This window comes from Rhodococcus phenolicus, from assembly GCF_001646785.1.
GTDB lineage: Bacteria > Actinomycetota > Actinomycetes > Mycobacteriales > Mycobacteriaceae > Rhodococcus > Rhodococcus phenolicus.
Window position 1 is genome coordinate 152,593 of sequence record NZ_LRRH01000001.1, and the last position, 22,516, is coordinate 175,108.

20 protein-coding genes and 1 pseudogene are annotated in these 22,516 nt (G+C 70.3%); 7 read left to right on the forward strand and 14 right to left on the reverse strand.

The features are described 5' to 3' along the window. The first annotated feature begins 19 nt into the window (after nt 1–19). Entirely contained in the window at nt 20–586 is a 567-nt protein-coding gene (locus A8G15_RS31625) for a TetR/AcrR family transcriptional regulator (RefSeq protein WP_068154341.1), read from the forward strand. Here the strand turns inward: A8G15_RS31625 and A8G15_RS29560 are convergent. The 5 genes and pseudogenes from A8G15_RS29560 to A8G15_RS00805 all read right to left on the reverse strand — a co-directional run. Next, nucleotides 580–957: pseudogene (locus A8G15_RS29560) on the reverse strand (alpha/beta fold hydrolase); the annotation flags it as partial. The gene A8G15_RS31625 and the pseudogene A8G15_RS29560 overlap by 7 nt on opposite strands. A 98-nt stretch (nt 958–1,055) precedes the next feature. Beyond that, nucleotides 1,056–1,970 (reverse strand): exodeoxyribonuclease III, encoded by a 915-nt coding sequence (locus A8G15_RS00790; protein ID WP_068154344.1) that lies wholly within the window; start codon nt 1,968–1,970, stop codon nt 1,056–1,058. A 2-nt stretch (nt 1,971–1,972) separates the two neighbouring features. Then, on the reverse strand, nt 1,973–2,731 hold the full coding sequence (locus tag A8G15_RS00795; protein WP_068154346.1) for an alpha/beta fold hydrolase: 759 nt from the start codon (nt 2,729–2,731) through the stop codon (nt 1,973–1,975). Nucleotides 2,732–2,746: 15 nt separating this feature from the next. After that, on the reverse strand, nt 2,747–4,315 hold the full coding sequence (locus A8G15_RS00800; RefSeq protein WP_068154476.1) for a Y-family DNA polymerase: 1,569 nt from the start codon (nt 4,313–4,315) through the stop codon (nt 2,747–2,749). Continuing rightward, complete coding sequence (locus A8G15_RS00805) at nt 4,312–5,067, reverse strand: hypothetical protein (RefSeq protein WP_068154347.1); 756 nt, start codon at nt 5,065–5,067, stop codon at nt 4,312–4,314. Before A8G15_RS00805 ends, A8G15_RS00800 begins: the two co-directional genes overlap by 4 nt. Nucleotides 5,068–5,238: 171 nt before the next feature. Between A8G15_RS00805 and A8G15_RS00810 the strand changes: the two genes are divergently transcribed. After that, nucleotides 5,239–6,417: a serine/threonine-protein kinase gene (locus tag A8G15_RS00810; protein WP_068154478.1), complete on the forward strand. Its 1,179-nt coding sequence runs from the start codon at nt 5,239–5,241 to the stop codon at nt 6,415–6,417. Between the two features lie 228 nt (nt 6,418–6,645). Next, nucleotides 6,646–7,233: a TetR/AcrR family transcriptional regulator gene (locus A8G15_RS00815; protein WP_068154348.1), complete on the forward strand. Its 588-nt coding sequence runs from the start codon at nt 6,646–6,648 to the stop codon at nt 7,231–7,233. Between the two features lie 28 nt (nt 7,234–7,261). Here the strand turns inward: A8G15_RS00815 and A8G15_RS00820 are convergent, their stop codons facing one another. Then, a complete protein-coding gene (locus A8G15_RS00820; RefSeq protein ID WP_068154350.1) occupies nt 7,262–7,930 on the reverse strand; it encodes a response regulator in 669 nt (222 codons plus the stop codon). Beyond that, a complete protein-coding gene (locus A8G15_RS00825) occupies nt 7,927–9,198 on the reverse strand; it encodes an ATP-binding protein (protein ID WP_068154352.1) in 1,272 nt (423 codons plus the stop codon). The genes A8G15_RS00820 and A8G15_RS00825 overlap by 4 nt, the downstream gene beginning before the upstream one ends. A gap of 131 nt (nt 9,199–9,329) precedes the next feature. Between A8G15_RS00825 and A8G15_RS00830 the strand changes: the two genes are divergently transcribed. Continuing rightward, nucleotides 9,330–10,757, forward strand: a complete 1,428-nt coding sequence (locus A8G15_RS00830) for a PspC domain-containing protein (RefSeq protein ID WP_082899573.1) — start codon at nt 9,330–9,332, stop codon at nt 10,755–10,757. Next, the gene (locus A8G15_RS00835; RefSeq protein WP_068154356.1) at nt 10,750–11,010 is read left to right on the forward strand and encodes a hypothetical protein; all 261 of its coding nucleotides are present in this window, start codon (nt 10,750–10,752) and stop codon (nt 11,008–11,010) included. Before A8G15_RS00830 ends, A8G15_RS00835 begins: the two co-directional genes overlap by 8 nt. Nucleotides 11,011–11,083: 73 nt before the next feature. Here the strand turns inward: A8G15_RS00835 and guaA are convergent, their stop codons facing one another. The 4 genes from guaA to guaB form a co-directional block, all read right to left on the reverse strand. Further along, nucleotides 11,084–12,655: a glutamine-hydrolyzing GMP synthase gene (guaA, locus tag A8G15_RS00840; protein ID WP_068154357.1), complete on the reverse strand. Its 1,572-nt coding sequence runs from the start codon at nt 12,653–12,655 to the stop codon at nt 11,084–11,086. Nucleotides 12,656–12,696: 41 nt separating this feature from the next. Continuing rightward, nucleotides 12,697–14,427 (reverse strand): FAD-dependent oxidoreductase, encoded by a 1,731-nt coding sequence (locus A8G15_RS00845; RefSeq protein WP_068154358.1) that lies wholly within the window; start codon nt 14,425–14,427, stop codon nt 12,697–12,699. A 233-nt stretch (nt 14,428–14,660) separates the two neighbouring features. Beyond that, nucleotides 14,661–15,803: a GuaB3 family IMP dehydrogenase-related protein gene (locus A8G15_RS00850; RefSeq protein WP_068154360.1), complete on the reverse strand. Its 1,143-nt coding sequence runs from the start codon at nt 15,801–15,803 to the stop codon at nt 14,661–14,663. 87 nt (nt 15,804–15,890) lie between these two features. After that, entirely contained in the window at nt 15,891–17,414 is a 1,524-nt protein-coding gene (gene guaB / locus A8G15_RS00855; protein ID WP_068154480.1) for an IMP dehydrogenase, read from the reverse strand. A gap of 347 nt (nt 17,415–17,761) precedes the next feature. Here guaB and A8G15_RS00860 point away from each other — a divergent pair, with 347 nt between their 5' ends. Continuing rightward, nucleotides 17,762–18,172, forward strand: coding sequence for a DUF5319 domain-containing protein (locus tag A8G15_RS00860; protein ID WP_068154482.1), 411 nt, complete (start codon nt 17,762–17,764; stop codon nt 18,170–18,172). 217 nt (nt 18,173–18,389) lie between these two features. Continuing rightward, nucleotides 18,390–19,724: a lipase family protein gene (locus A8G15_RS00865; RefSeq protein ID WP_068154484.1), complete on the forward strand. Its 1,335-nt coding sequence runs from the start codon at nt 18,390–18,392 to the stop codon at nt 19,722–19,724. A 78-nt stretch (nt 19,725–19,802) separates the two neighbouring features. Here the strand turns inward: A8G15_RS00865 and A8G15_RS00870 are convergent, their stop codons facing one another. From A8G15_RS00870 to A8G15_RS00880, 3 genes are all read right to left on the reverse strand, one after another. Further along, nucleotides 19,803–20,846 (reverse strand): anti-sigma-D factor RsdA, encoded by a 1,044-nt coding sequence (locus A8G15_RS00870; protein WP_068154362.1) that lies wholly within the window; start codon nt 20,844–20,846, stop codon nt 19,803–19,805. After that, on the reverse strand, nt 20,839–21,417 hold the full coding sequence (locus A8G15_RS00875) for a sigma-70 family RNA polymerase sigma factor (protein ID WP_068154363.1): 579 nt from the start codon (nt 21,415–21,417) through the stop codon (nt 20,839–20,841). Before A8G15_RS00875 ends, A8G15_RS00870 begins: the two co-directional genes overlap by 8 nt. A 120-nt stretch (nt 21,418–21,537) precedes the next feature. Then, nucleotides 21,538–22,317, reverse strand: coding sequence for a hypothetical protein (locus A8G15_RS00880; RefSeq protein WP_245687669.1), 780 nt, complete (start codon nt 22,315–22,317; stop codon nt 21,538–21,540). Between the last annotated feature and the right edge of the window lie 199 nt (nt 22,318–22,516).

Sequence of the window (22,516 nt, forward strand, 5' to 3'; positions counted from 1 at the left end):
CTCCGCGCAAGGAGCACCGATGAAAGACATTGCCGAGTCCCGTGTCCGGATCGTCGAGGCCGCCGATCGGCTCTTCTACGGGCAGGGCATCCAGTCCGTCACCATGGAACAGGTCCGCGCCGAAGCCGATGTCTCCCTCAAGCGCCTCTACACCACGTTTCCGTCCAAGAGCGACGTGGTGCTCGCCGTCCTCGAACACCGACGACAGATGTGGGAGAGCGGCATTGCGCGCGCCGTCGACGCCGCCCCCACTGCGCGCGAGAGGATCCTGGCCGTCTACGACTTCCTCTTCGACTGGTTCGAACAGGACGACTACCGTGGCTGCGGCTTCGTCAACGCCTTCGGCGAGCTCGGCGCGACATACCCCGCCGTGGCGGACGCGGCCCGGGAACACAAGCGAGCCTTCCAGCAGCTGATGTCCGAGCTGGTCCAGCAGGCGGGCGGCAGCGGCGCGCTCGGCATCCAGCTCGCCGTTCTCGCCGAGGGCGCACAGACGACGTCCGCGATCTGCGGCGATCCCGAGATGGCCCACCACGCCAGGGATGCCGCCGAAGCCCTCATCGCACATTCCCTGCCGGCGCGGTGACCCCGCGACACCGCACCTCGGCGGGACTGCCCGTCCGTGGGACTCGCGGCGTCGAGATAGACGAGATGGCCGATCCGGTCCGGAGCCCGGTCGGCGACACCCGTGATCACCATGCCGCCGTAGCTGTGGCCGACGAGCACCACGTCGGACAGGTCCTCGAATTCGAGTACCGCGAGGATGTCGGAGATGTGATGGTCGAGGTCGATTCCCGGACGCAACAGATGGGCGCGGTCACCGAGCCCGGTCAGGGTCGGAGCGTGGACGTCGTGCCCCTCGGCCCGCAGCAACGGGGCCAGCCGACCCCAGCACCACCCGCCGTGCCCGCCACCGTGCACCAGAACGTACGTCGCCACCCCGCACCCGCTTCCCACCCCGGCAGAATCACATTCCGGAAGAGAGATATCACGTTCTGTGGCGTTCGGGAACAGAACGGCCCCCTCGGTCGGCTCGAGCGGCTCCGGGCGTGAGGTCAGATGTCGTAGTCGACGACGACCGGCGCGTGATCGCTCATCCGGCGATCCGCCGACGGTTCCCGGTCCGTGCCCGCCGCGGTCGCGGTGCGCGCCAGCCCCGGGGTGGCGAGGTGGTAGTCGATGCGCCACCCGACGTCGCCGGTGAACGACTGCCCCATCCACGACCACCACGAATACGGCCCGTCGACGCCCGGATGCCGGCTGCGGACGACGTCGACGAGGGTGCGCGGCGAGAGCAGCGAGTCGAACCACTCCCGCTCCTCCGGCAGGAACCCCTCGGCCTGGTTGCTGCGCCGCCAGTTCCGCACGTCGTACCGGGTGTGCGCGATGTTGAGGTCGCCCATCAACAGCAGTTCCCGGCCCTGCGCGCGGGCCGCGCGGCGCGACCGGGTCAACTGGCGCGCGAACGCGGAGAGGAACCGCATCTTGCGGTCGTAACGGGCGCCGCCGTCCGGCGCCTCCCGCATCCGCCCCGGCTTCTGCAGATGCGCCGGAAGGCCGCCTTTCGGCAGATACAGCGACGCGACGGTGAGCGGCGCGTCGGCCAGGTCGACCTCGATGTACCGGCCCTGACCGGCGAACTCCCCCAGCCCGCGCGCGAGCGGCACCGGTTCGAGTTCGATCCGATCGAGATGTTCCTCGCCGGGCGCCCGCAGCAACGCGGTCCCGCTCCAGGTGCGCACCGCCGTGGGCGGCTGCGCGGTCAGGATGCCGACACCGTTGCGGCCGGCGAGCGTGCCCTCGTCGTAGGTGAAGTGGTATTTGCCGAACACGCCGGGCGGAATCGCCGCGGCCGGGGCGCGGACCTCCTGCAACGCGACCACGTCGGGGTCGCGTTCGCGCAGCCAGTCCTCGAATCCGCGTCGCTGCGCCGCGCGGATGCCGTTGATGTTGAACGTCGCGATCCGCACGGTCAGTCCATGAGGAACGGCAGCACCGCTGCCTCGAAGTCACGGAAACGGTCCCGGTGGATGCTGTGCCCGCACATGATGTCGCGGACCGTGCACGTCGGGAGTGCCGCGGCGGCCTCGGCGAGCAGTCGCGGATCGACCAGGCTGCCCGGCCGCGCACCGCGCAGGAACAGGGTCGGGACGGCGGTGTCCGGAAGACGCTGCCACCACTGCTGATCCGGAGTGTGGAACTGCTCGATCGCCGAGGCGGTCATGGTCCGGTCGAACGCGATCGTCGCGCGCGGATTGCGCACCAGGCTGCTCGTGGCATGCCACAGTTCCGCGGCGGTCGGCCGGCGGGACGCGAGCACCGGGATCGGATCGCCGGTGCGCAGCGGCAGCGGCGATTCCTCGAGCACGAGACGGCGGACCAGGTCCGGGCGATCCTGCGCGATCAGCGACCCGGTCCGGCCGCCGAGCGAATGACCGACCAGGTCGACGGTGCCGAGGTTCAGGTGATCGCACAAGCCGGCGATGTCGGCGGCGAACTCCCCGAACAGGTACGACCGGGCCCGGCCACTGCGTCCGTGTCCGCGAAGGTCGACGGCGACGACCCGGCGTCCGGCGGCGACGAGGCTGCGCGCAAAACGGTCCCAGGTGCGGCTGTCGCCGCCCATGCCGTGCACCAGCACCACCGGAACGGGGTGCGTGCCGGCGCTCGGCGCCGAGTCGCGGTAGGCGATCGCCACCCCGTTCGGCTCGACTGTCAACACGGTTTCCACGGATGTCGAGCCTACTCAGTCGTAGACCCCCTCCACTTTCCAGCCGTCCGCCGTGTGGATCACCAGCAGTGCCCGCGACCCGTCGAGCAGCACCTGCAGGCGCGCCACCGCCCGCGCCTGAGCCGGATCCCACCAGTACTCGTCGACCGGCCACGGTCCGGCCCAGCCCACCACCGGCCACCCGCGGCTTCCCCACCGCAGATGTGCCGGTGCCGCGCTCAGCAGACCCCGCTCGGTCACCGCGACCTCGGCTCCCGCGTCGTCGAGCAGCGTGATCGGCGGAGGGGCGGTCAGCACCATGGCCGGGGCGGGGGGCGGGAGCCGGCCGGGCCACGGCGCCTCCGGGTCCGACGCGGGGATCTGCTCGTCTCCGACCGGTACCAGGGTGATGCGTTCGGCCGGGCTCCGGCCGCCGCTGAGCACTCCCACGAGCACCGCCTCCCCACCGAGCAGTCCCTGCACCCGGACCAGCGCACGGCGGGCCCGTTCGTCCTCGTCGCCGACACCACCCCACAATCCCGGTTGCAGCGCACCGGCCGACACCACCTCCACCGGTTCGAGTCGCAGCACCTCGATGCCGGCGGTCGGCCGGTCCCTGCTCCGCCCGGTGAGCCAGCCGTCGAGTTGCCAGCGCACCCGGTCGGCGGTGCCGTCGGGGGTCAACGGTTCGGCGCAACGCCAGGTGCGCGCCAGTTCCTCGCCGTTACCGGTGCGCGCCGCGACCAGCAGCCGGGTACACGCGACCCCGGCGGCGGCGAGCCGCACGTGCAGCAGTTCGGCGAGAGCGCGCCCGGCGAAGGCGGCCGTATCCACCCGTTCGAGCGGCGGGTCACAGCGTTGTTCGACGGTCAGGTCCGGCGGCAGCGCCCGGCCGGACGGTGGCCGCTCGGGATGCCCTCGGGCGGTGCGGTGCGCCGCGACCGCGTCGGTACCGAAACGTGAGGCGACATCCCCGGGCGAGAGCGCGGCGAAGGCTCCGATCGTGCGCAACCCGAGGCGACGCAGCAGGTCGACCAGTTCCTCGCGTTCCGGTGCCGCCAGGGACGGTTCGACGGCCAGCTCGGAAATCGGCAGAGGCGCAAGGAATTCCGATCCCCGACCGGAGGGGACCAGCGTTCCGCGGCGGGCCGCGAACACCGCGGTGGACAGTTCGTCGGCCACCCCCACCTGACATTCGACGCCGAGAGCGGCGACCTCGTCGACCAGTCGTTCCGCGGCCGCCTCCTCCGAACCGAACCAGCGGACGACGCCGCGGGCGGCGAGCACCACCAGACCGGGACGAAGCACCTCCACACCGGGAGCGGTCGCGTCGACCGTCTCCACCACGGGTTCGAACAGCCGCGCATCCCGACTCGGATCCGACTGCAGCACAAACAATTCCGGGCATCTCGCCTGTGCCTCGCGCCGCCGCAGGCCGCGACGCACCCCGGCCGCACGAGCGGTCGCCGAGCACGCGACCACCCGGTTCGCCGAGACCACCGCGACCGGTTCGGTCGCGGGCAGGTCCGTCGCGGCAGCCGCAGCGACGGCGGGCCAGTCCGGGCACCACAGCGCCAGCACCCGTGCCGGTTCGCGGGCGCTCACAACGCCACCGGACGGCCGGACCGGCGCGACGAATCGACCCGGTCGGCGCGCGTCCATTCGATCCGGGTACGGGTGGCGCACACGTCCATCCGGGTGGTCCGTGCGGGGAACGCCCGCCCCTGGGCCCGCACCGCCAGCCGGGTGCCGCACAACCGGCCACGACCCGCTCCGAGCCCCTCGTAGCCGCTGACCTGCGCGTCGAGCCGAACCTGCGCCCCGTCCCACCGGCCGTCCACGACGATCAGCACAGCCCCCTTGCTGCGGGCGCGGGCGGCCACGGCCCGGGTCCGCGACGGCGGCACCGAGATTCCTCCGAGACCGAGGATCACCAGGTCCATGCCGTCGAGCAGAACCGCCGCGATCTCCACCGGATCGGGACCGGGATCGGGAATCACGGCGACCCGCTGCAACTGCGCTCCCATTTCCGCGGCGGCGAGCAGACTCAGCCGGCGGTGACCGATCACGGCGGCGTGCCCCCCGGCAGCGGTCGCCGCGGCGAGAATCCCGATCAGCAACGACGTGGCGCCGGAGACGGAGACGACGGAGCCCCGGACGAGACCGCCCTGGGGCAGCACATCGGCGAGCGGCGCCGGGACCGGCAGCAGCCGCCCCGTGGGAACGTCGGCAGGGGCGGCCCGTTCCGGTTCCCCGCGCGCGGGTATCGCGGCGATCCGCCGTCGCAGCGACTCGAGCCGCTCCTGCCGGGACGGTCTTTCCGCACCGTCGAGCGGGAACTCGGCGAGCTCACCCACATGCACCCCTTCGTCATCTGCCGGCCGTGCGCACACGGCCCACCGACACCACGGGGAAGACGCGGTTCAGTCACAACTGTCGAACATATTTTCGAACCTTTCCAGTAGACCCGATGCCGGGGCCGGCCGTCAAGCGGAGGAACACCTCGCGCATCCACTACTCTCGTGAAGGTGTCGAAACAGGAACGAGTAGGGAGGGTCGTAGGCCCGGATCACCTGGTGGCCGGACGCTACCGGCTCGATTCCAAGCTCGGCGGCGGCGGAATGGGCGCGGTCTGGCTCGCCCGCGACACCCGGCTCGGCCGCGACGTCGCCGTCAAACAGGTCGTCTCCATCGCCGACCTGCACCCCGATGCCGCCGACGAGGTGCGGCGCCGCACGCTGCGCGAAGGCCGGATCGCCGCGCAACTCACCCACGAGCACGCCATCGGAATGTACGACGTGGCCCTCGACGCGGGCGAACCGTGGCTGGTCATGGAATACCTTCCGTCCCGCAGCATCGCCGAGGTGATGAACGCCGTCGAGACCCTGCCACCGCACGAGGTCGCGCAGATCGGGGCGGACATCGCCGACGCCCTGGCCGCCGCGCACGCCGCGGGCATCGTGCACCGCGACATCAAACCCGGCAACATCCTCGTCGCCGAACGCGGCAACGACCTCGGTGTCGTGAAGATCAGCGACTTCGGCATCGCCATGGCGAAGGGCGACTCCGATCACTCCGGTGTGATCGCCGGGACCCCTGCGTATTTCGCTCCCGAAGTGGCGCGCGGCAACAACCCCACCGAAGCCAGCGACGTGTTCTCCCTCGGCGCGACCCTCTACACGACCGTCGAGGGTCAGCCCCCGTTCGGTTTCGAAGCCGACTCGATCGCACTGCTGCATCGCGTCGCACGCGCCGAGATCATCCCGCCGACCCGGACCGGTCCCCTCACCGACATCCTGCTCGCCATGCTCGAACCCGACCCGGCCCGCCGCCCGACGATGGCGCAGGCTCGCGACCGGCTCGCCGCGGTGGCGCTCGGGCCGGGCATGAATCCCGCACTACTGCGCGGTCGTCCCATCCAGTCCGCGGACGGCTCGATTCCCACCTGGGCACAACGCTCCACCCCGATCGCCGGACCTCGGTCCCGCGGCTCGTTCGTGGACCGGCCCGCACCGCCCCCGGTGTCGCCCTCGCGAGGGATCCCCCGGCCGGCCGGCCTGCTGACCCGGCTGCTCCCGGACGGGCCCGTGCCGGAGGACCCCAAGGAACGACTCGTCGCCTACGCGCCGCTGGCGATGGCGGCGATGGTCGCGCTGATCGTCGTGGCGCTCCTGGCCGCGCTCGTCATCAGCTTCCTCGTGTCCTGACCCGTTCCCCGCGGGTCAGCGCGCGGCGTCCGGCTCACGGCGAGCACCGCGTCCCGCCGGCTCAGCGATCCGAACGGCGAGCCCCCGGCCGGGTTGTCGCTGCAGATCCACGCCCTTCCGTTGCGGTAACGCTGGCGCCTCGCCCTCGATTCCAGAAGACCATCTCCTGAAATTACGAGAGTTCGTGGCAGGCCGCCCGGGCGCATCATCGGTCACTACGATTGCCGCATGGCCGAGTTCCCCCGCCGCGCAGGACGCCCCCGCGACACCGCTATCGACGAACGCGCCCTCGCCGCCGCACGCACACTGCTCGTGGAACGCGGCTTCGAGGCGACGACGATCCAAGCGATCGCCGCGCACGCCGGCATTCACGCCTCCGCCATCTACCGGCGCTGGCCGTCCCGTATCGAACTGATCGAGGACGCCGCGTTTCCCGACACGACACCGCTCGAGGTCACGCCCACCGGCGACCTCCGCCGAGACCTCCGCCGATTCGTCCGGGCCTACGTCGCGATCTTCGGTACACCACCGGCCCGTGCCGCAGCGGCCGGCGTCCTCGCCCACCATCGGTCGTCGACGAAGCACCCGTCTGCCGCGGAGGAGCTGCGCATGTCGGCACGACCGCAGTTCCGGGAGATCCTGCGTGCCGCCGCGCCCGGGAGCGTCGACCCCGCGCTCGACCCCGACGACGTTTTCGACCTGCTCATCGGCGCCGTCTGGATACGGAACAGCGTTGCCTCCACGCCGAGCCGGCAGCGGCCGCTCGAGCGCATCGTCGACATGATCGTCCGGGTACTACGACCCGAGCCGGCCTGATCGGCCCGATCGGCGACCCCGATCGGTCTCAGTCGATGCGCCGCCGGTGCGCCCAGCGGGTCAGCGCGTTGCGGTTCGACTGCTGGGTCTTGCGCAGCACGTTCGACGCGTGCGTCTCCACGGTCTTGACCGAGATCACCAGTTCCTCGGCGATCTCCCGGTAGGTGTAACCCCGCGCGAGCAGCCGCAGCACCTCGAGTTCTCGCGGGGTCAGCGAATCGAGCTCGGGATCCAGCGGCGGCTCGGGCACACTGGACCGCCCGGTGAACGAATCGAGCACGAACCCCGCCAGGCGGGGGCTGAACACCGCGTCGCCCCCGGCCACCCGCCGGACCGCGTCCGCCAGCTCGGTACCCGAGATCGTCTTGGTGACGTATCCGCGCGCGCCGGCACGGATCACCGCGATGACGTCCTCCGCCGCGTCCGAGACACTCAACGCCAGGCACACGGGCCCGGGCGCGATGCGGCCGAGCACTGCGACTCCCCCACCGTCGGGCATGTGCACGTCGAGCAGCACCACATCGGGACGGCTGGCGTCGATCCCGGCGACGGCCTCGGCGACACCGCCCGCCTCCCCCACGATCTCCATGTCCGCTTCACGGCCCAGCTCCGTGCGCACCCCGGAACGGAACACGGCGTGATCGTCGACCAGGAAAACACGGAAGGCAGGTGAAGTGGGGGCGCCGGTCGACGTCACTGAGTGTGCTCCTCGGGTTGGGGTTCGGCCTCCTGCCACTCTAGGGGCGTGTCCACTGTGGGCGCCGAACCGCCGCGAGGCATGTGTATCCGGATCTCGGTGCCCTTGCCGAGCTCCGACTTCACCACCACCCGGCCACCGCGCCGCTCGACCCGCGCCCGGATCGACTTGGCCAGTCCCTGCCGGTCGTCGGGGACCACCTCCGGATCGAAGCCCACCCCGCGGTCGCGGACGAACACGCCCACCTCGGCCGGCTCGACCTCGGCGAACAGGTCGACACTGTCCACCCCGGCGTGCTTGGCGGAGTTGACGAGCGCTTCGCGGGTCGCCCCCAGCACCGCGGTGAACGATTCGGCGGTCAGGTCGTCGTCGTCGCCGGGCGCGACATCACCGACGATCACCGGGGTGACGGACATCCCGTGCTGGTCCTCGACCTCACCGGCGATGGTGCGCAGCGCCTCGGCGAGGCTGGTGCGGGGACTCTCCCCGCCGCCGAACAGCCAGCGCCGCAGCTCCCGCTCCTGGCTGCGTGCCAGCCGCACCACCTCCTGCGCGTCACCGGCCTGCTTCTGGATCAGCGCCAGCGTCTGCAGTACCGAATCGTGCAGATGCGACGCGATCTCCTCCCGCTCCTCGTTGCGGACGCGGGCTGCGCGTTCCTGCTCGAGTGCCCGCCACATACGGACCCACAGCGGAACCGACAGCAGCCCGGCCCCCAGGAGGGTCACGACCACGGCGAGCAACGACGACCGCAACGCGGCGACGTCGACCTGGGCGAGGATCACCACGCCGAGACCGGTGACGATGAGGGTCAGGCCGCCGAGGACCCGCGCCCACGTCAGAACCGTGGGCCGGGCCGGCAACCCGAGGACCGAACGTGGCCCGTCGACGTCGAATTCGCGCCACACCAGAGCCGCACCCACCGCGACCACGACGACCGGCGCGATCACCGATGCCGCGCCCCCGTTCAGCAGCCAGGACAACCCCGCGGCCAGTCCCAGTCCGATGACCGCCAGGCCGAGGGCGCGGCGGCGCTCGGTGGCCGAGGGCGGCTCGGTGTCCGTACCCTGCGCCACGAACGCCCACAACAGGCCGTATGCGACGATGCCGACGCCGAGCGCGGCGAGCACCGCGAACGCGACCCGCACCTTCATCACGTCCACGCCGAGATGGTCGGCGAGACCACCGGCCACGCCGCCCACGACACGGCCTCCGACACGGCGTTCGAGTCGGGGGACGGGCACGGGAAGGTCTGCTACCGGCTGCACATATTCGATACTGGCACGTGAGCGACCACCCCGGCATCGGGGATCGACCCTGATCCCCGGGTGGTCACAGGTCCCGAAGATCAGGGTTCGCCCCTGATGTGCGGGCGCCGCGCGGGCGACAGGATGAGTCCATGAACTCGCGCAGCTTCCACGAGCAGCTTTCGGACATGTGGCGCACCCGCCCGGTGCGCATGCCCGATCAGGGCCACGTCGCCGGTGTGTGCGCCGGCATCGGAGTTCGGTACGGCGTCGACCCGGTACTGATCCGGATCGCGTTCGTGGTGTCCACCCTCTTCGGGGGTGCCGGCATCGTCCTGTACCTGGCGTGCTGGGTTCTTCTCGCCCGCTACGGCGACACGGTCTCCCCCGTCGAGTCCCTCGTCGGGCGCGGTCACAGCGCCGACTCGAACACCAAGGTGATCGTCCTGCTGGTGGCGCTCGCTGTGGCCGCGAGCGCGCTCGGCCCGATGGGCGCCGGCCTGGGCGGTTCCGGGTTCCTGAGCATGCTGCTGATGTTCGGCGGCCTGTGGCTGCTGTACCTGCGCAGACCGGAACCACCGGTGCTGCCCGCGGCGCCGGGGTCGGTCGCCTTCCAGCAGAATCCGTTTCCCGATTTCTCGTTCCCGCAGGCGTCGTACATTCCGACGCAATTCACCTCGTCCCCGTTCGCGCAGGAACCGTACGCCGCCGGGACGACCGCGGCTCCCGGACCGGCGCCGGCCGACCCGAACTTCTGGGTCAAGGCCGAGCCCGCGGCCCCCGATGCCACCGATACAGCGCCCGGCGAGCCGACCGCAACCGCCGGTACCGGCACGGCGGACGCGTCGTTGCCACCCGCGGTGCCCCCATCCGACCCGGCCCGGTCCCCGTCCGATCTCCTCGGGGGAACGGCGACGCCGCCGGCCTGGGACCCGCTGGGCGTCGCACCGTTCGCGTGGGACCTTCCCGAACCGGCGCCGGCCCGGACACCCGTGCCGGAGCAGAAGCAGCCGCGGTCGCGGTTGACGACCACGATCCTGGGCCTGGCCGTGCTCGCCGCGGCCGCGGCCGGCGCGGTCGCCGCCGCCACCGGACTGGAGTGGCTGACACCGGCCCGGATCGGAGCGATCGCCCTCGCCGTCGTCGGACTGGGACTGCTGCTCGGTGCGTTCCTGCACCGCGGCCACGGCCTGCTGGTGGTGACCGGCCCGCTCATCGGGTTCGTGGTGCTCGCCTCACTCGTCGGGCCCATCGACACCTCGCGGTGGGGCCAGCAACAGCACGCACCCCGCACGATCGGTGAGCTGCAACCCGAGTACGCGGTCCAGATGGGCGAGCTCCAGCTCGATCTACGCGGACTGGACCTCACCGAGAACCGCACCGTCGCGGTCGAGAACCGGTTCGGCAACGCCCAGATCTTCCTGCCGGCGAACCTGGATGTCGACATCACCTGTACCGAACGTGCGTCCTCGCCGTGCCCCGCCGAGGGCTTCGACGGTGGCGCCGACGGCCGCGGCGGCCCCGTCCTGACCCTCGACATCGACACCGCATTCGGAAACTCGGAGGTGCACCGTGGCTGATTTCGACACCGACCACACCGGATCCGGCTCCGAGGACACCGGCACGACACGGCCGCACCGGCGAGGCCCGTCGATCCTGCTGCTGCTCGCCGCGATCGCTGCACTCGCGGTCAGCGGCTGGGCACTGATCGGCCCGTTCTCCCTGGATCCCCTCGCGAACGTGGAGTTCCGCTGGGTGTTCGTGGCCGTCGCCGTGGCCGTGGGCGCGGCCCTGCTGTTCGCACCCGGCAAACGATCCTGCCGCAGACACTGAAAGAACTGCGCCCCACGGATTCTCGGAGTATCACAGCTCCGGTCCGTGGGGCGCAGTCGCGTCTACGGGAGGATCACTCCCACTCGATCGTTCCCGGCGGCTTGCTCGTCACGTCCAGGACCACGCGGTTGACCTCCGCGACCTCGTTGGTGATGCGGGTGGAAATCCGCTCGAGCGTCTCGTAGGGCAGGCGCGTCCAGTCCGCGGTCATCGCGTCCTCGCTCGAGACCGGGCGCAGGACGATCGGATGACCGTAGGTGCGGCCGTCACCCTGTACACCCACGCTGCGGACGTCGGCGAGCAGCACCACCGGGCACTGCCAGATCTGGCCGTCCAGGCCGGCGACGGTGAGCTCCTCGCGCGCAATGGAATCCGCGTGCCGCAGGATCTCGAGGCGCTCCTGGGTGACCTCGCCGATGATGCGGATACCCAGGCCCGGGCCCGGGAACGGCTGCCGTCCGACGATCTCCTCGGGCAGGCCCAGTTCCCGGCCGACGGCACGGACCTCGTCCTTGAACAGCAGGCGCAGCGGCTCGACCAGCTCGAACTGCAGGTCCTCGGGCAGACCGCCGACATTGTGGTGGCTCTTGATGTTCGCGGTTCCGGATCCGCCGCCGGATTCGACGACATCCGGGTACAGCGTGCCCTGGACGAGGAAGTCGACGGTCTCACCCTGCGCGGCGCTCTCGCCGAGCACCTCGGAGACCGCGCCCTCGAAGGAACGGATGAACTCGCGGCCGATGATCTTGCGCTTGGTTTCCGGGTCGGACACGCCGGCCAGCTCGCGCAGGAACGTCTCCGCGGCGTCGACCGTGACCAGCCGGGCGCCGGTTGCGGCGACGAAGTCCTTCTCGACCTGCTCGCGCTCACCGGCGCGCATCAGACCGTGGTCGACGAACACGCACGTGAGACGGTCACCGATGGCCCGCTGTACGAGCGCGGCCGCCACCGCCGAGTCGACACCGCCGGAGAGCCCGCAGATGGCCTTGCCGTCGCCGACCTGCTCACGCACCTGCTCGATGAGGGCATCGGCGATGTTCGCGGCCGTCCACGCGCCGGGGATGCCGGCGATCTCGTGCAGGAAGCGGCTGAGCACCTGCTGACCGTGCGGCGAGTGCAGAACTTCCGGGTGGTACTGGACGCCGGCGAGACGGCGGGCGCGATCCTCGAACGCCGCGACCGGCGCGCCCGCGCTGGACGCGGTGACCTCGAATCCCTCCGGGGCGGCGGTGACGCCGTCGCCGTGGCTCATCCACACCGGCTGCGTCGCCGGCAGTCCGTCGTGCAGGACGCCGCCGCTGACGGACATCTCGGTGCGGCCGTACTCCCGGCTGCCGGTGTGCGCGACCGTGCCGCCGAGAGCCTGGGCCATTGCCTGGAAGCCGTAGCAGATACCGAAGACCGGCACCCCCAGGTCGAACAGTTTCGGGTCGAGCCGGGGCGCGCCGTCCTCGTACACGCTGGACGGGCCGCCGGACAGCACGACCGCGAGCGGCTCCTTGGCTGCGATCTCCTCGACGGTGGCCGTGTGCGGCACGACCTCCGAGTAGACCTTCGCTTCACGGACGCGACGAGCGATCAGCTGCGCGTACTGGGCTCCGAAGTCGACGACGAGGACCGGCCTGGACTGCTGGGTTTGCGACACCCGAACAGTCTAAGCGGCGGTCCCCGTCACACGAACGCCGGTCAGGCCACGCCCGATTCCGAACCGCTGCGGATCTCGACGATCGGCAGCGACAGCGCACCGGGTGCACCCGCCGGCACCACCGGATTCTTCGGGGCGACCGGATCCAGCCGGCGGTACGGCTCGCCCTGCGCGGGACGAGTGTCGTTCTCGCCCTTGTTCGGCCACAGCGACGCGGACCGTTCGGCCTGCGCGGCGATCGTCAGCGACGGGTTCACCCCGAGATTCGCGGAGACGGCGGCACCGTCGACGACGCTGAGCGTCGGGTAACCGAACACCCGGTGGTAGGGGTCGATGACGCCGTGGTCGCGGTCGGTGCCGATGACCACGCCGCCGAGGAAGTGCGCGGTCAGCGGGATGTTGAAGATCTCTCCCCACGTGCCGCCGGCGACGCCGTCGATCTTCTCCGCTATGCGGCGGGTGGCCTCGTTCCCGGCGGGAATCCAGGTGGGATTCGGTTCGCCGTGCCCCTGCCTGCTGGTGACCCGGCGGCCGAAGAACCCCTTCTTCGTGTAAGTGGTGATGGAGTTGTCGAGGTTCTGCATGACCAGCGCGATGATGGTCCGCTCGCTCCAGTCCTTGACCGACAGCATCCGGGCCATCTGCACCGGGTTCTTCGCGACCTGGATCAGGAATTTCACCCACCGCGGGGTGCGTCCGCCGCCGTCGGTCATGAGGGTCTGCAGCAGACCCATCGCGTTCGAGCCCTTTCCGTAGCGGACCGGCTCGATGTGCGTGTCGGAGGTCGGGTGGAACGACGAGGTGATCGCCACCCCGCGCGTCAGGTCCATGTCGGGGTCGACGGACATCCTGCCGGCGCCGACGATCGACTCGGAATTCGTGCGGGTCAGCTCGCCGAGCCGATCCGACAGTTCGGGCAGCGCGCCGGTGTCCTTGAGGTGGTGCAGCAGGTGCTGGGTGCCCCAGGTTCCGGCGGCGAGCACGACGTGACCGGCGGTGTAAGTGCGCCGGTTCTTCCGCCGCCATGCCCCGGTCCGTTCGGTGGCGACCTCCCAGGTGCCGTCGGCGGTCTCCCGCAGACCGGTGACGGTCGTCATCGGGACGATCTCGGCGCCGGCCTTCTCGGCGAGGCCGAGATAGTTCTTCACCAGGGTGTTCTTCGCGCCGTGCCGGCAGCCGGTCATGCACTCGCCGCATTCGATGCAACCGGTGCGGTCGGGCCCCACCCCACCGAAGTAGGGGTCGGCGACGGTGCGGCCGGGCTCCCCGAAATACACGCCCACGGGTGTCTGGATGAACGTGTCGCCCACTCCCATGTCGTCGGCGACGGACTTGATCACGTCGTCGGCGGGGGTCATGTGCGGGTTCGTCACGACACCGAGGATCCGGCGGGCCTGCTCGTAGAACGGGGAGAGTTCGTCGTGCCAGTCGGTGATGTGTGCCCACTGCTTGTCCTCGAAGAACGACGCGGGCGGCTTGTAGAGCGTGTTCGCGTAGTTGAGCGATCCGCCGCCGACGCCGGCGCCGGCGAGGATGAGGCAGTCGCGCAGAAGGTGTACGCGCTGGATGCCGAAGCAGCCGAACTTCGGGGCCCACAGGAAACGCTTGAGATCCCAGCTGGTCTTCGCGAAATCCGCGTCCGCGTAGCGCCGGCCCGCCTCGAGAACCCCGACGCGGTATCCCTTCTCGACGAGACGCAACGCCGTGACGCTGCCACCGAAGCCCGATCCGACGACGAGGACGTCGTAGTCCGTCTCGCGCTGCTTACCCATCGGAGTACCTCCACCCGTGAAGACTGGTTGTTACTCGCCAGTATGCACCCCGGTTCTGTGACAGCTGCCACAAGGATGACCTAACCGTTACCGCGCGTACCGGAAACCCCAGGTGGTGCACTCCGGCGGGCGCCGCGCACCACGACGGCACAAACGACGACGGCCGGACGCCGAGTCGATCCGTTTCACACGAACCGATCCGACATCCGGCCACCGGAAGCGGAAGTCACCCGTCAGGCGCGAACCGACAGACCCACCTTCTGGAACTCCTTGAGGTCCGAGTAACCGGACTTCGCCATCGCCCGGCGCAGCCCGCCGACGAGGTTCAGCGAACCGTACGGGTCGTCCGACGGACCGCCGAGCACCCGATCCAGGCCGGGACGCTCGTCGTCGACCTCGACCTGCAGCACGGAACCGCGCGGCATCGACGGATGCGCCGCGACGGACGGCCAGTACCAGCCGCGTCCCGGCGCCTCGGCGGACACCGCGAGCGGCGCCCCGAGCACGGCCGCGTCGGCACCGCAGGCGATGGCCTTCGCGAGATCGCCGGCGGTCTCGATGTCGCCGTCGGCGATGACATGCACGTAGCGGCCCCCGGTCTCGTCCAGGTAATCGCGACGTGCCGCGGCGGCGTCCGCGATCGCGGTGGCCATCGGGATCCCGATACCGAGAGCACCGCTGGTCGTCGTGGCGCCGGCCGTGGAGCCGTAGCCGACGATGACGCCTGCCGCACCGGTACGCATCAGGTGCAGGGCCGTGCGGTGATCGCTCACGCCGCCGGCCACGACCGGAACGTCGAGTTCCGAGATGAACGTCTTGAGGTTGAGCGGCTCGTCCTCACCGTGCGCGACGTGCTCGGCGGAGATGATCGTGCCCTGAACGACGAGAAGGTCGATGCCCGCCTTGATCAGGTCCGGGGTCAGCGCACGCGCATTCTGGGGACTGACCCGCACCGCCGTCGTCACGCCCGAGTCCCGCACCTCGCCGACCGCGGCGGCGAGCAACTCGGGACGCAGCGGCGCCGCGTGCAGTTTCTGCAGGTACGCCACCGCCGCGCTCGGATCCGGATTCGTCTCGGCGAGCTCGACGAGCTTGGCGATCTCCGCCTCGACGTCCTCGTGCCGGCCCCACAGACCTTCACCGTTGATGACACCCAGACCGCCGGCCTTGCCGAGTTCGACGGCGAACTTCGGCGACACCAGGGCGTCGGTGGGATGCGCGAGCAGCGGGATGTCGAATCGGTAGGCATCGAGCTGCCAGGCCGTCGACACCTCCTTGGAGGACCGCGTCCGGCGGGACGGCACGATGTCGATGTCGTCCAGCTCGTAGGTGCGCCGGGCGGTGCGGCCCATGCCGATTTCAACGAGGTCGCGCACGCGCGCCCCTTTCTCGTGTGAGGTCGGTCCTCTCGTCACGGACGAGGACGAGAGGGGAAACGACCGGCGGTGGATCGAACGTGCGGCCTAGCGGGCCGCGTAGTTCGGTGCCTCCGCGGTGATCGTGATGTCGTGCGGGTGGCTCTCCTTGAGTCCCGCAGCGGTGATCTGCACGAACTGCGCCTTCTGCAGCTGCTCGATCGTCGACGCCCCGGCGTATCCCATCGCCGCGCGCAGACCGCCGATGAGCTGGTGGGTGACCTGCTGCAGCGGACCACGGAACGGGACCCGGCCCTCGATACCCTCGGGCACCAGCTTGTCCTCGGAGAGGACGTCGTCCTGGAAGTAGCGGTCCTTGGAATACGACTTGGCCTCGCCACGCGACTGCATCGCTCCCAGCGAGCCCATGCCGCGGTAGCTCTTGAACTGCTTGCCGTTGACGAGGATCAGCTCGCCCGGGGATTCGGCCGTGCCGGCGAGCAGCGAACCGAGCATCGCCGTGGACGCGCCGGCCGCGAGGGCCTTGGCGACGTCGCCGGAGAACTGGAGACCACCGTCGGCGATCACCGGGACGCCGTGCGGTGCGGCCGCGGCGGTGGCTTCGAGGATCGCGGTGATCTGGGGCGCGCCGACACCGGCGATGACGCGGGTGGTGCAGATCGAGCCGGGTCCGACGCCGACCTTGACCGCGTCGACGCCCGCCTCGATGAGGGCGGCTGCCCCGGCACGGGTCGCGACGTTGCCGCCGATGATCTGGACGCGGTCTCCGATCTCGGCCTTCAGCTTGGAGATCATGGCCAGCACCCCGGCCGAGTGGCCGTGGGCGCTGTCGACGACGAGAACGTCCACACCGGCATCGGTCAGCAGCATGGCGCGCGTCCACGAGTCGTCACCGACACCGACGGCTGCGCCGACCAGGAGGCGGCCGTCGCGGTCCTTGGTGGCGTTCGGGTGCTGCTCGGTCTTGACGAAGTCCTTGACCGTGATCAGGCCGGTGAGCTTCCCCTGCCCGTCGACGATCGGCAGCTTCTCGATCTTGTGACGGCGCAGCAGCCCCAGCGCGGCCTCGGCACTGACACCTTCGCGGGCCGTGACGAGCGGCGCCTTGGTCATGACCTCGGCGACCGGCCGGTTCTGATCGACCTCGAACCGCATGTCGCGGTTGGTGATGATGCCGACGAGCAATCCGTCCGCGTCGGTGACCGGCAGACCCGAGATCCGGAAGCGAGCGCACTTGGCGTCCACCTCGGCGAGGGTGTCGGTCGGCTTGCACGTGACCGGGTCGGTGACCATGCCGGCCTCGGACCGCTTGACGGTCTCGACCTGGGCGGCCTGGACCTCCGCGGACATGTTGCGGTGCAGGACGCCCATGCCACCGGCGCGCGCCATGGCGATCGCCATGCGGGACTCGGTGACGGTGTCCATCGCGGAACTGACCAGCGGGATACGCAGTCGGATCTCGCGCGTCAACTGGCTCGACGTGTCCACCTGACTCGGGACGACATCGGACGCCGCGGGGAGCAGCAGCACGTCGTCGAAGGTCAGGCCCAGCATTGCGACCTTGTTCGGATCGTCGCCGCCGGTGTGCACGTGCCCTCCGGTACTACTCATGCGGTTCGGACCCTCCATGCCAGTCGATACGGTGCGGGCCCGGACGATTTCCGGCCCGACAGGTTCTGAGCGTGAAACGACGCTGTCGCGAACGACCGAGCGGCGTCGTGAGCAGCATTGTCGTGACCAACAATGTCGTGAGCGGTGCGAATATTCCCCGGGCAGTCCGAGGTAGCCGGTACGCTCACCTCCCCATCCTATCGGTTGCCGCAATTCGCACTGCCGCAACCCGCACCCCTCGCCGCCGGCGCCGGCACGGTACGCGGAACACCCGCGACCGCCGGTTCGTCGGCGTGTCCTCGGCTACGGCTGGCGCAGACCCCACCGCACTGCGTACCGTGGGTGTCGTGCGTGATCAGTTACCTCCGGGTCTTCCACCGGACCCCTTCGCCGGAGATCCCGACGACCCGTCGGCCGCGTTGGACGCGATCGAACCGGGTCAGCCGCTGGACCCCTCGGAGCGACTGGCGGTCGAAGAGGACCTCGCGGACCTCGCCGTCTACGAGGCACTGCTGGCCCCGCGCGGGGTCCGCGGTCTCGTCGTGTGCTGCGAGGACTGCCACCAGGACCACTACCACGATTGGGACATGCTGCGCGCGAACCTGCTGCAGCTCCTCGTCGACGGGACGGTCCGCCCGCACGAACCCGCCTACGATCCGGCCCCTGAGGCATACGTCACGTGGGACTACTGCCGCGGGTACGCGGATGCCTCGATGAACGAGGCGCTCCCCGCAGATCCCTACGGCTTCGATTCCTGACGACGCACGCGAAACACCGCTGATCACGTGCGGTGACCCGAACACCGACGACGCCCGACCGGACGATTCCGGTCGGGCGTCGTCGTGTGTGCCCCGGGGTGCCGAAACTTGACATCATTGCTTGTTACTGTCCAGTATCACCCCCGTGACCGGCGCGACTCGACGTACCGGTCGTCACCGACGCCACTCGGCGCCGACCAGTATGGGGGATTCATCGATGCCGTATCAGTACAGGTGGAAGGCCGGAGCCGGCCCGAACCTCCGAGTCCGGGCCGTGGTCGTCGCGGTCGTCGCGTGCCTGGGATCGACCGTTGTCGGGCTCACCGCTGCGCCCGCCGCGGCCGCCCCGGTCAGCGACTTCTACATTCCGCCCGCCACGTTCGACCAGGCACCCGGCGCGATCGTGAAGGAGACGCCGACGCCGATCTTCGCGACCGCGCCGACCGCGAACGGCACCCTCCCGGTGGACGGCCGGCTGGTCATGTACACCTCGCGGACCCAGGACGGGACACCGGTCGCGGTGTCCGGCACCTACATCGAGCCCACCCACCCGTGGGAGGGTCCGGGCGAGCGGCCCACCGTCGTGATCGCTCCCGGCACATCCGGCCAGGGCGACCACTGCGCGATCTCCGCCGCATTCTCGAGCGGCCTGTTCGCCGATCCCTCCAAGCTGTCCATCTCCGCGAACCAGGAGGCGCTGTCGGCCGGCGCGTGGAGCGCGGCAGGCGCGCGGGTGTTCGTCACCGACTACATCGGCCTCGGCACCCCGGGCATCCACACCTACGCCAACCGGGTCGAACAGGCGCACGCCGTCCTCGACGCCGCGCGCGCAGCCAACAACCTCTCCGGATCCGGCGACGCCACCCCCCTTCTGTTCTGGGGCTATTCCCAGGGCGGCGGCGCCACGGCGGCAGCCGCGGAGATGCTGCCGACATACGCACCCGAGCTCAATCTCAAGGGCACCTGGGCGGGCGGCCCGACCGCGAATCTGATCGAAATCCTCGACACTATCGACGGCGCGCTCATCGGCGGCGCGATCGGCTTCGCGATCAACGGATTCATCGACCGAAATCCCGAGATCCGGCCCCTCCTCGCGCCGAGACTCACCCCTGAGGGAAGAGACCTGCTCGCCACGTTGTCGGATTCGTGCATCGGCGATGTCATCATGAAGCACCCGTTCCTGCGAACTGCCCCCTACACCACCGACGGGCGCTCCCTGCTCGCCCACCTCCAGGAGATCCCCGAAGTGCTGTCGGACCTGAACGACCAGCGCATCGGAACGATGACACCACCCAGCCCGGTGCTGATCACCAGCGGCCGCAACGACGACACCGTCCCCTACGGCCAGGCCCGCCGGCTCGCGGAGGACTGGTGCTCGCTCGGCGCGACGGTCACGTTCCGGACCAACGAGCTGCCGCCGATCCTGCCCGGAACAACGCTGCCCAACCACTTCGGTCCTCTGCTGATCGACGGCTACGGCACGGACACCGCCGTCTCGTTCCTGTACGACCGGCTGGCGGACGCACCGCTGTCGGGATGCGCGATCGACTGAGGTAGCCGATACACGACGAAACAGCGGCGCCGGCACACCAGGGTGTGCCGGCGCCGCTGTTCACGTGCGGGGCGTTCCTCAGCGCACTTCCGCGCTCTCCGGCGACCGGGTCACCGGCTGGCTGATCGACTGCTGCTCGAGCGAAGTCGTCGATGCCGAGGCGGACGCCGTCGTGGTGGGCGGAGCTTCGGTGGTGGGCGGCGTGCTGGGCTCGCTGCTCGGTGCCGGTGGCGTGGTCGTCGGGCGGGTGCTCGGTTCGACCGGCGGTGTGGACGGGACCGTCGTCGGCTCGTTCAGGATCGTCGGATCCGTGGTCGGGGACGGAGACGGTTGTGTCAGGGCGTCCGTCGGGGTGCTCGCAGAGGTTCCCGGCCACGTCGTGCCGGGGGTCTGCGGGATCGTGGCGGCATCGGACTGCGGCGGCGTGAACGGCGGCAGCAGGGGCGGGAGGGGCTGCCCCGGCACCGGAGACGGCGGGACGGGCACGAGCCTGCTCAGCTCGTCGGCCAGGCGCTCCAGCCAGTTGCCCAGTTCGTCACGTTGACCGGCATCGGCCACATCGCTGGAACGGACCTGGGCGGACGCGAGCAGTTCCTGCGCACCGGCGGTGTCGCCGGCAGCGATCGCACGCTCGGCCTGCTCGAGGCTGGACGTGGTGTCGATGCGCGCGACGGTGCTCTGCGCCTGTTCGCTGAACACGACTTCCTTGACGCCCCACAGCGGGTCGCCCGGTTCGGCGCTGTAGGACACGGCTGCCGCCGTGCCGACGGCGACCGCGACGAGTGCGGCGGCGCCGGCAATGGGACGCAGCAGGCGCAGCTGGGTGCGGGAACGCGTTCGACTGTTCGTCAGCGCATCGCGGGCACCGATTTCGCGGTTGACCGCTGCGACGATCTCGTCGAGCTCGGGACCGGCAGGTAATGGCTCGGCGAGGATCTCGGCGCGCCATCCTGCCAGCAGCGTGGCAAGTTCGTATTCTTCGTCCGATTCCGTCGTTACCGGACCGTCACCGGAGATCGCGTCGATGAGGGCATCATCACGACGCACTGCCGCGATGTCCACCGGGGTGCCGTCGTCGGCGAGATCAGCGTGGAAGTCGTCGTCACCGCGCTTCCTACCCATTCCTCTCACCTGCTCTCGTCACTTCCTTCTTGAGTCTGGCTATGGCTCGATGCTGAGCCACTCGAACGGCCCCCGCCGTGCTTCCCACTGCGGCTGCCGTCTCCTCCGCCGACAACCCCACAACCAATCGCATGATCAGGATCTCGCGTTGCTTCTCCGGAAGCGTGCCCAGCAGCTCTTTCATCTGCCGGCTCGTCTCCGCGTTGAGCGCATGCTCTTCCGGGCTGTCCTCCAGCGACATCACTTCGGGAACATCGGCGACCGGATCCGACCGATTGCGGGCCGAACTCCGATGCGCGTCCGCGACCTTGTGCGCTGCGATGCCGTAGACGAACGCCATGAACGGGCGTCCTTGGTCCTGGTATCGCGGCAGCGCCGTCATCACAGCCAGGCATACCTCCTGCGCTACGTCGTCTGCGGAGTGCTGACCGCGCTCCGCAGACCCGACCCGTGCCCGGCAGTACCGCACGACCAAGGGTCGGATGCTTGCGAGAACCTGGGCAAGAGCAGCCCGATCGCCTTGCGAAGCTGCAGCGACGGCCGAGTCCAACTCCTCACCCATAACAGTCATCGATTGCGTATGTCCTGGCGTTACAAGTGGCACATCCCCGGCCGGGTGTGCTTCCACGTGACGGTGGAACGCCCCCAGCCTAACTACATGCGGGGACAACTCCGATTCGCCCTGGCCGAACTAATTTCGGATCGTTGCGAAGCGGCCGCCGCGTTCGATCACGATCTCGGCGCATTCGTCGCGCACCCGATCTGCGCCGGTTCCGGCCCCGATGCCGTCGGCCAGCATCGCGGCCGCCCAGCGCAGCGGCACGAGGCCGTGTTCCGCGCATCGCCGGTCCACGTCGACGGCGAGCGCACGGGCGGTCCCGAGGTCGTCGTCGCCGGTCGCCGAGGCCGCACGCAACAGGTCGGATTTCACCCGATGACGCACGGACGGACCGCGTTCCGCATGCATCGACGCCTGGGCGGCGTGCACCTTCGCCGCCGCGAAATCGCCCGAGGCCAGGGCGGTTTCCGCCGTCACCCAGTGCAGTCGGATCCGCTGCCGCCGGAAGGCCGCGTCGTCCGGGCCGGCGTCCGGCAACCGGTCGGCGCACCGGGCGAGCAACCGCCGGGCCAGGCCGAGCCGGCCGCAACCGAGCGCGTCTGCCGCCAGGCCGGTGAGCGCATCGCACTGCGCTTCGACGAGGCGGGCCCCCTCTTCCGGCGACCGCGACGGGGCTGCCCGTGCGAGCGCGAACGCGCGGCCGTCGTGTGCCGCGGCCCGCCGGTGCCAGCCGAGTTGCCGCAACAACGAGGCCTCGGTGCTCGCCGCCAGCGACGCCAGCGACCCTTCCGTGACCTCGCGTTGCAGTCGCGCGAGTTCCGCCCGTGCACCGCTGTAGAAGCCCTGCCCTCCGAGAGCGACCGCGCGAAGCCATCGCTGCTCCGGGTCGGTCGCCGCGGGCAGCGGACTCATCCCCGGCCGATCGCCGAACGCCGCTGCCGCCAGGACCTCGGCGGCGAAATCGGGCGGGCGCACAAACGCAATGGTCGCTGACACACCGGAATCATCGCACCATCGCGGCGGCAGATCCCACGGGGTGTCCGAATAGCGAGAAATAAGCACCGCGAGCGCAAATATTTACTGCGGTGAATTCCGCCCCGCAACACGGCCA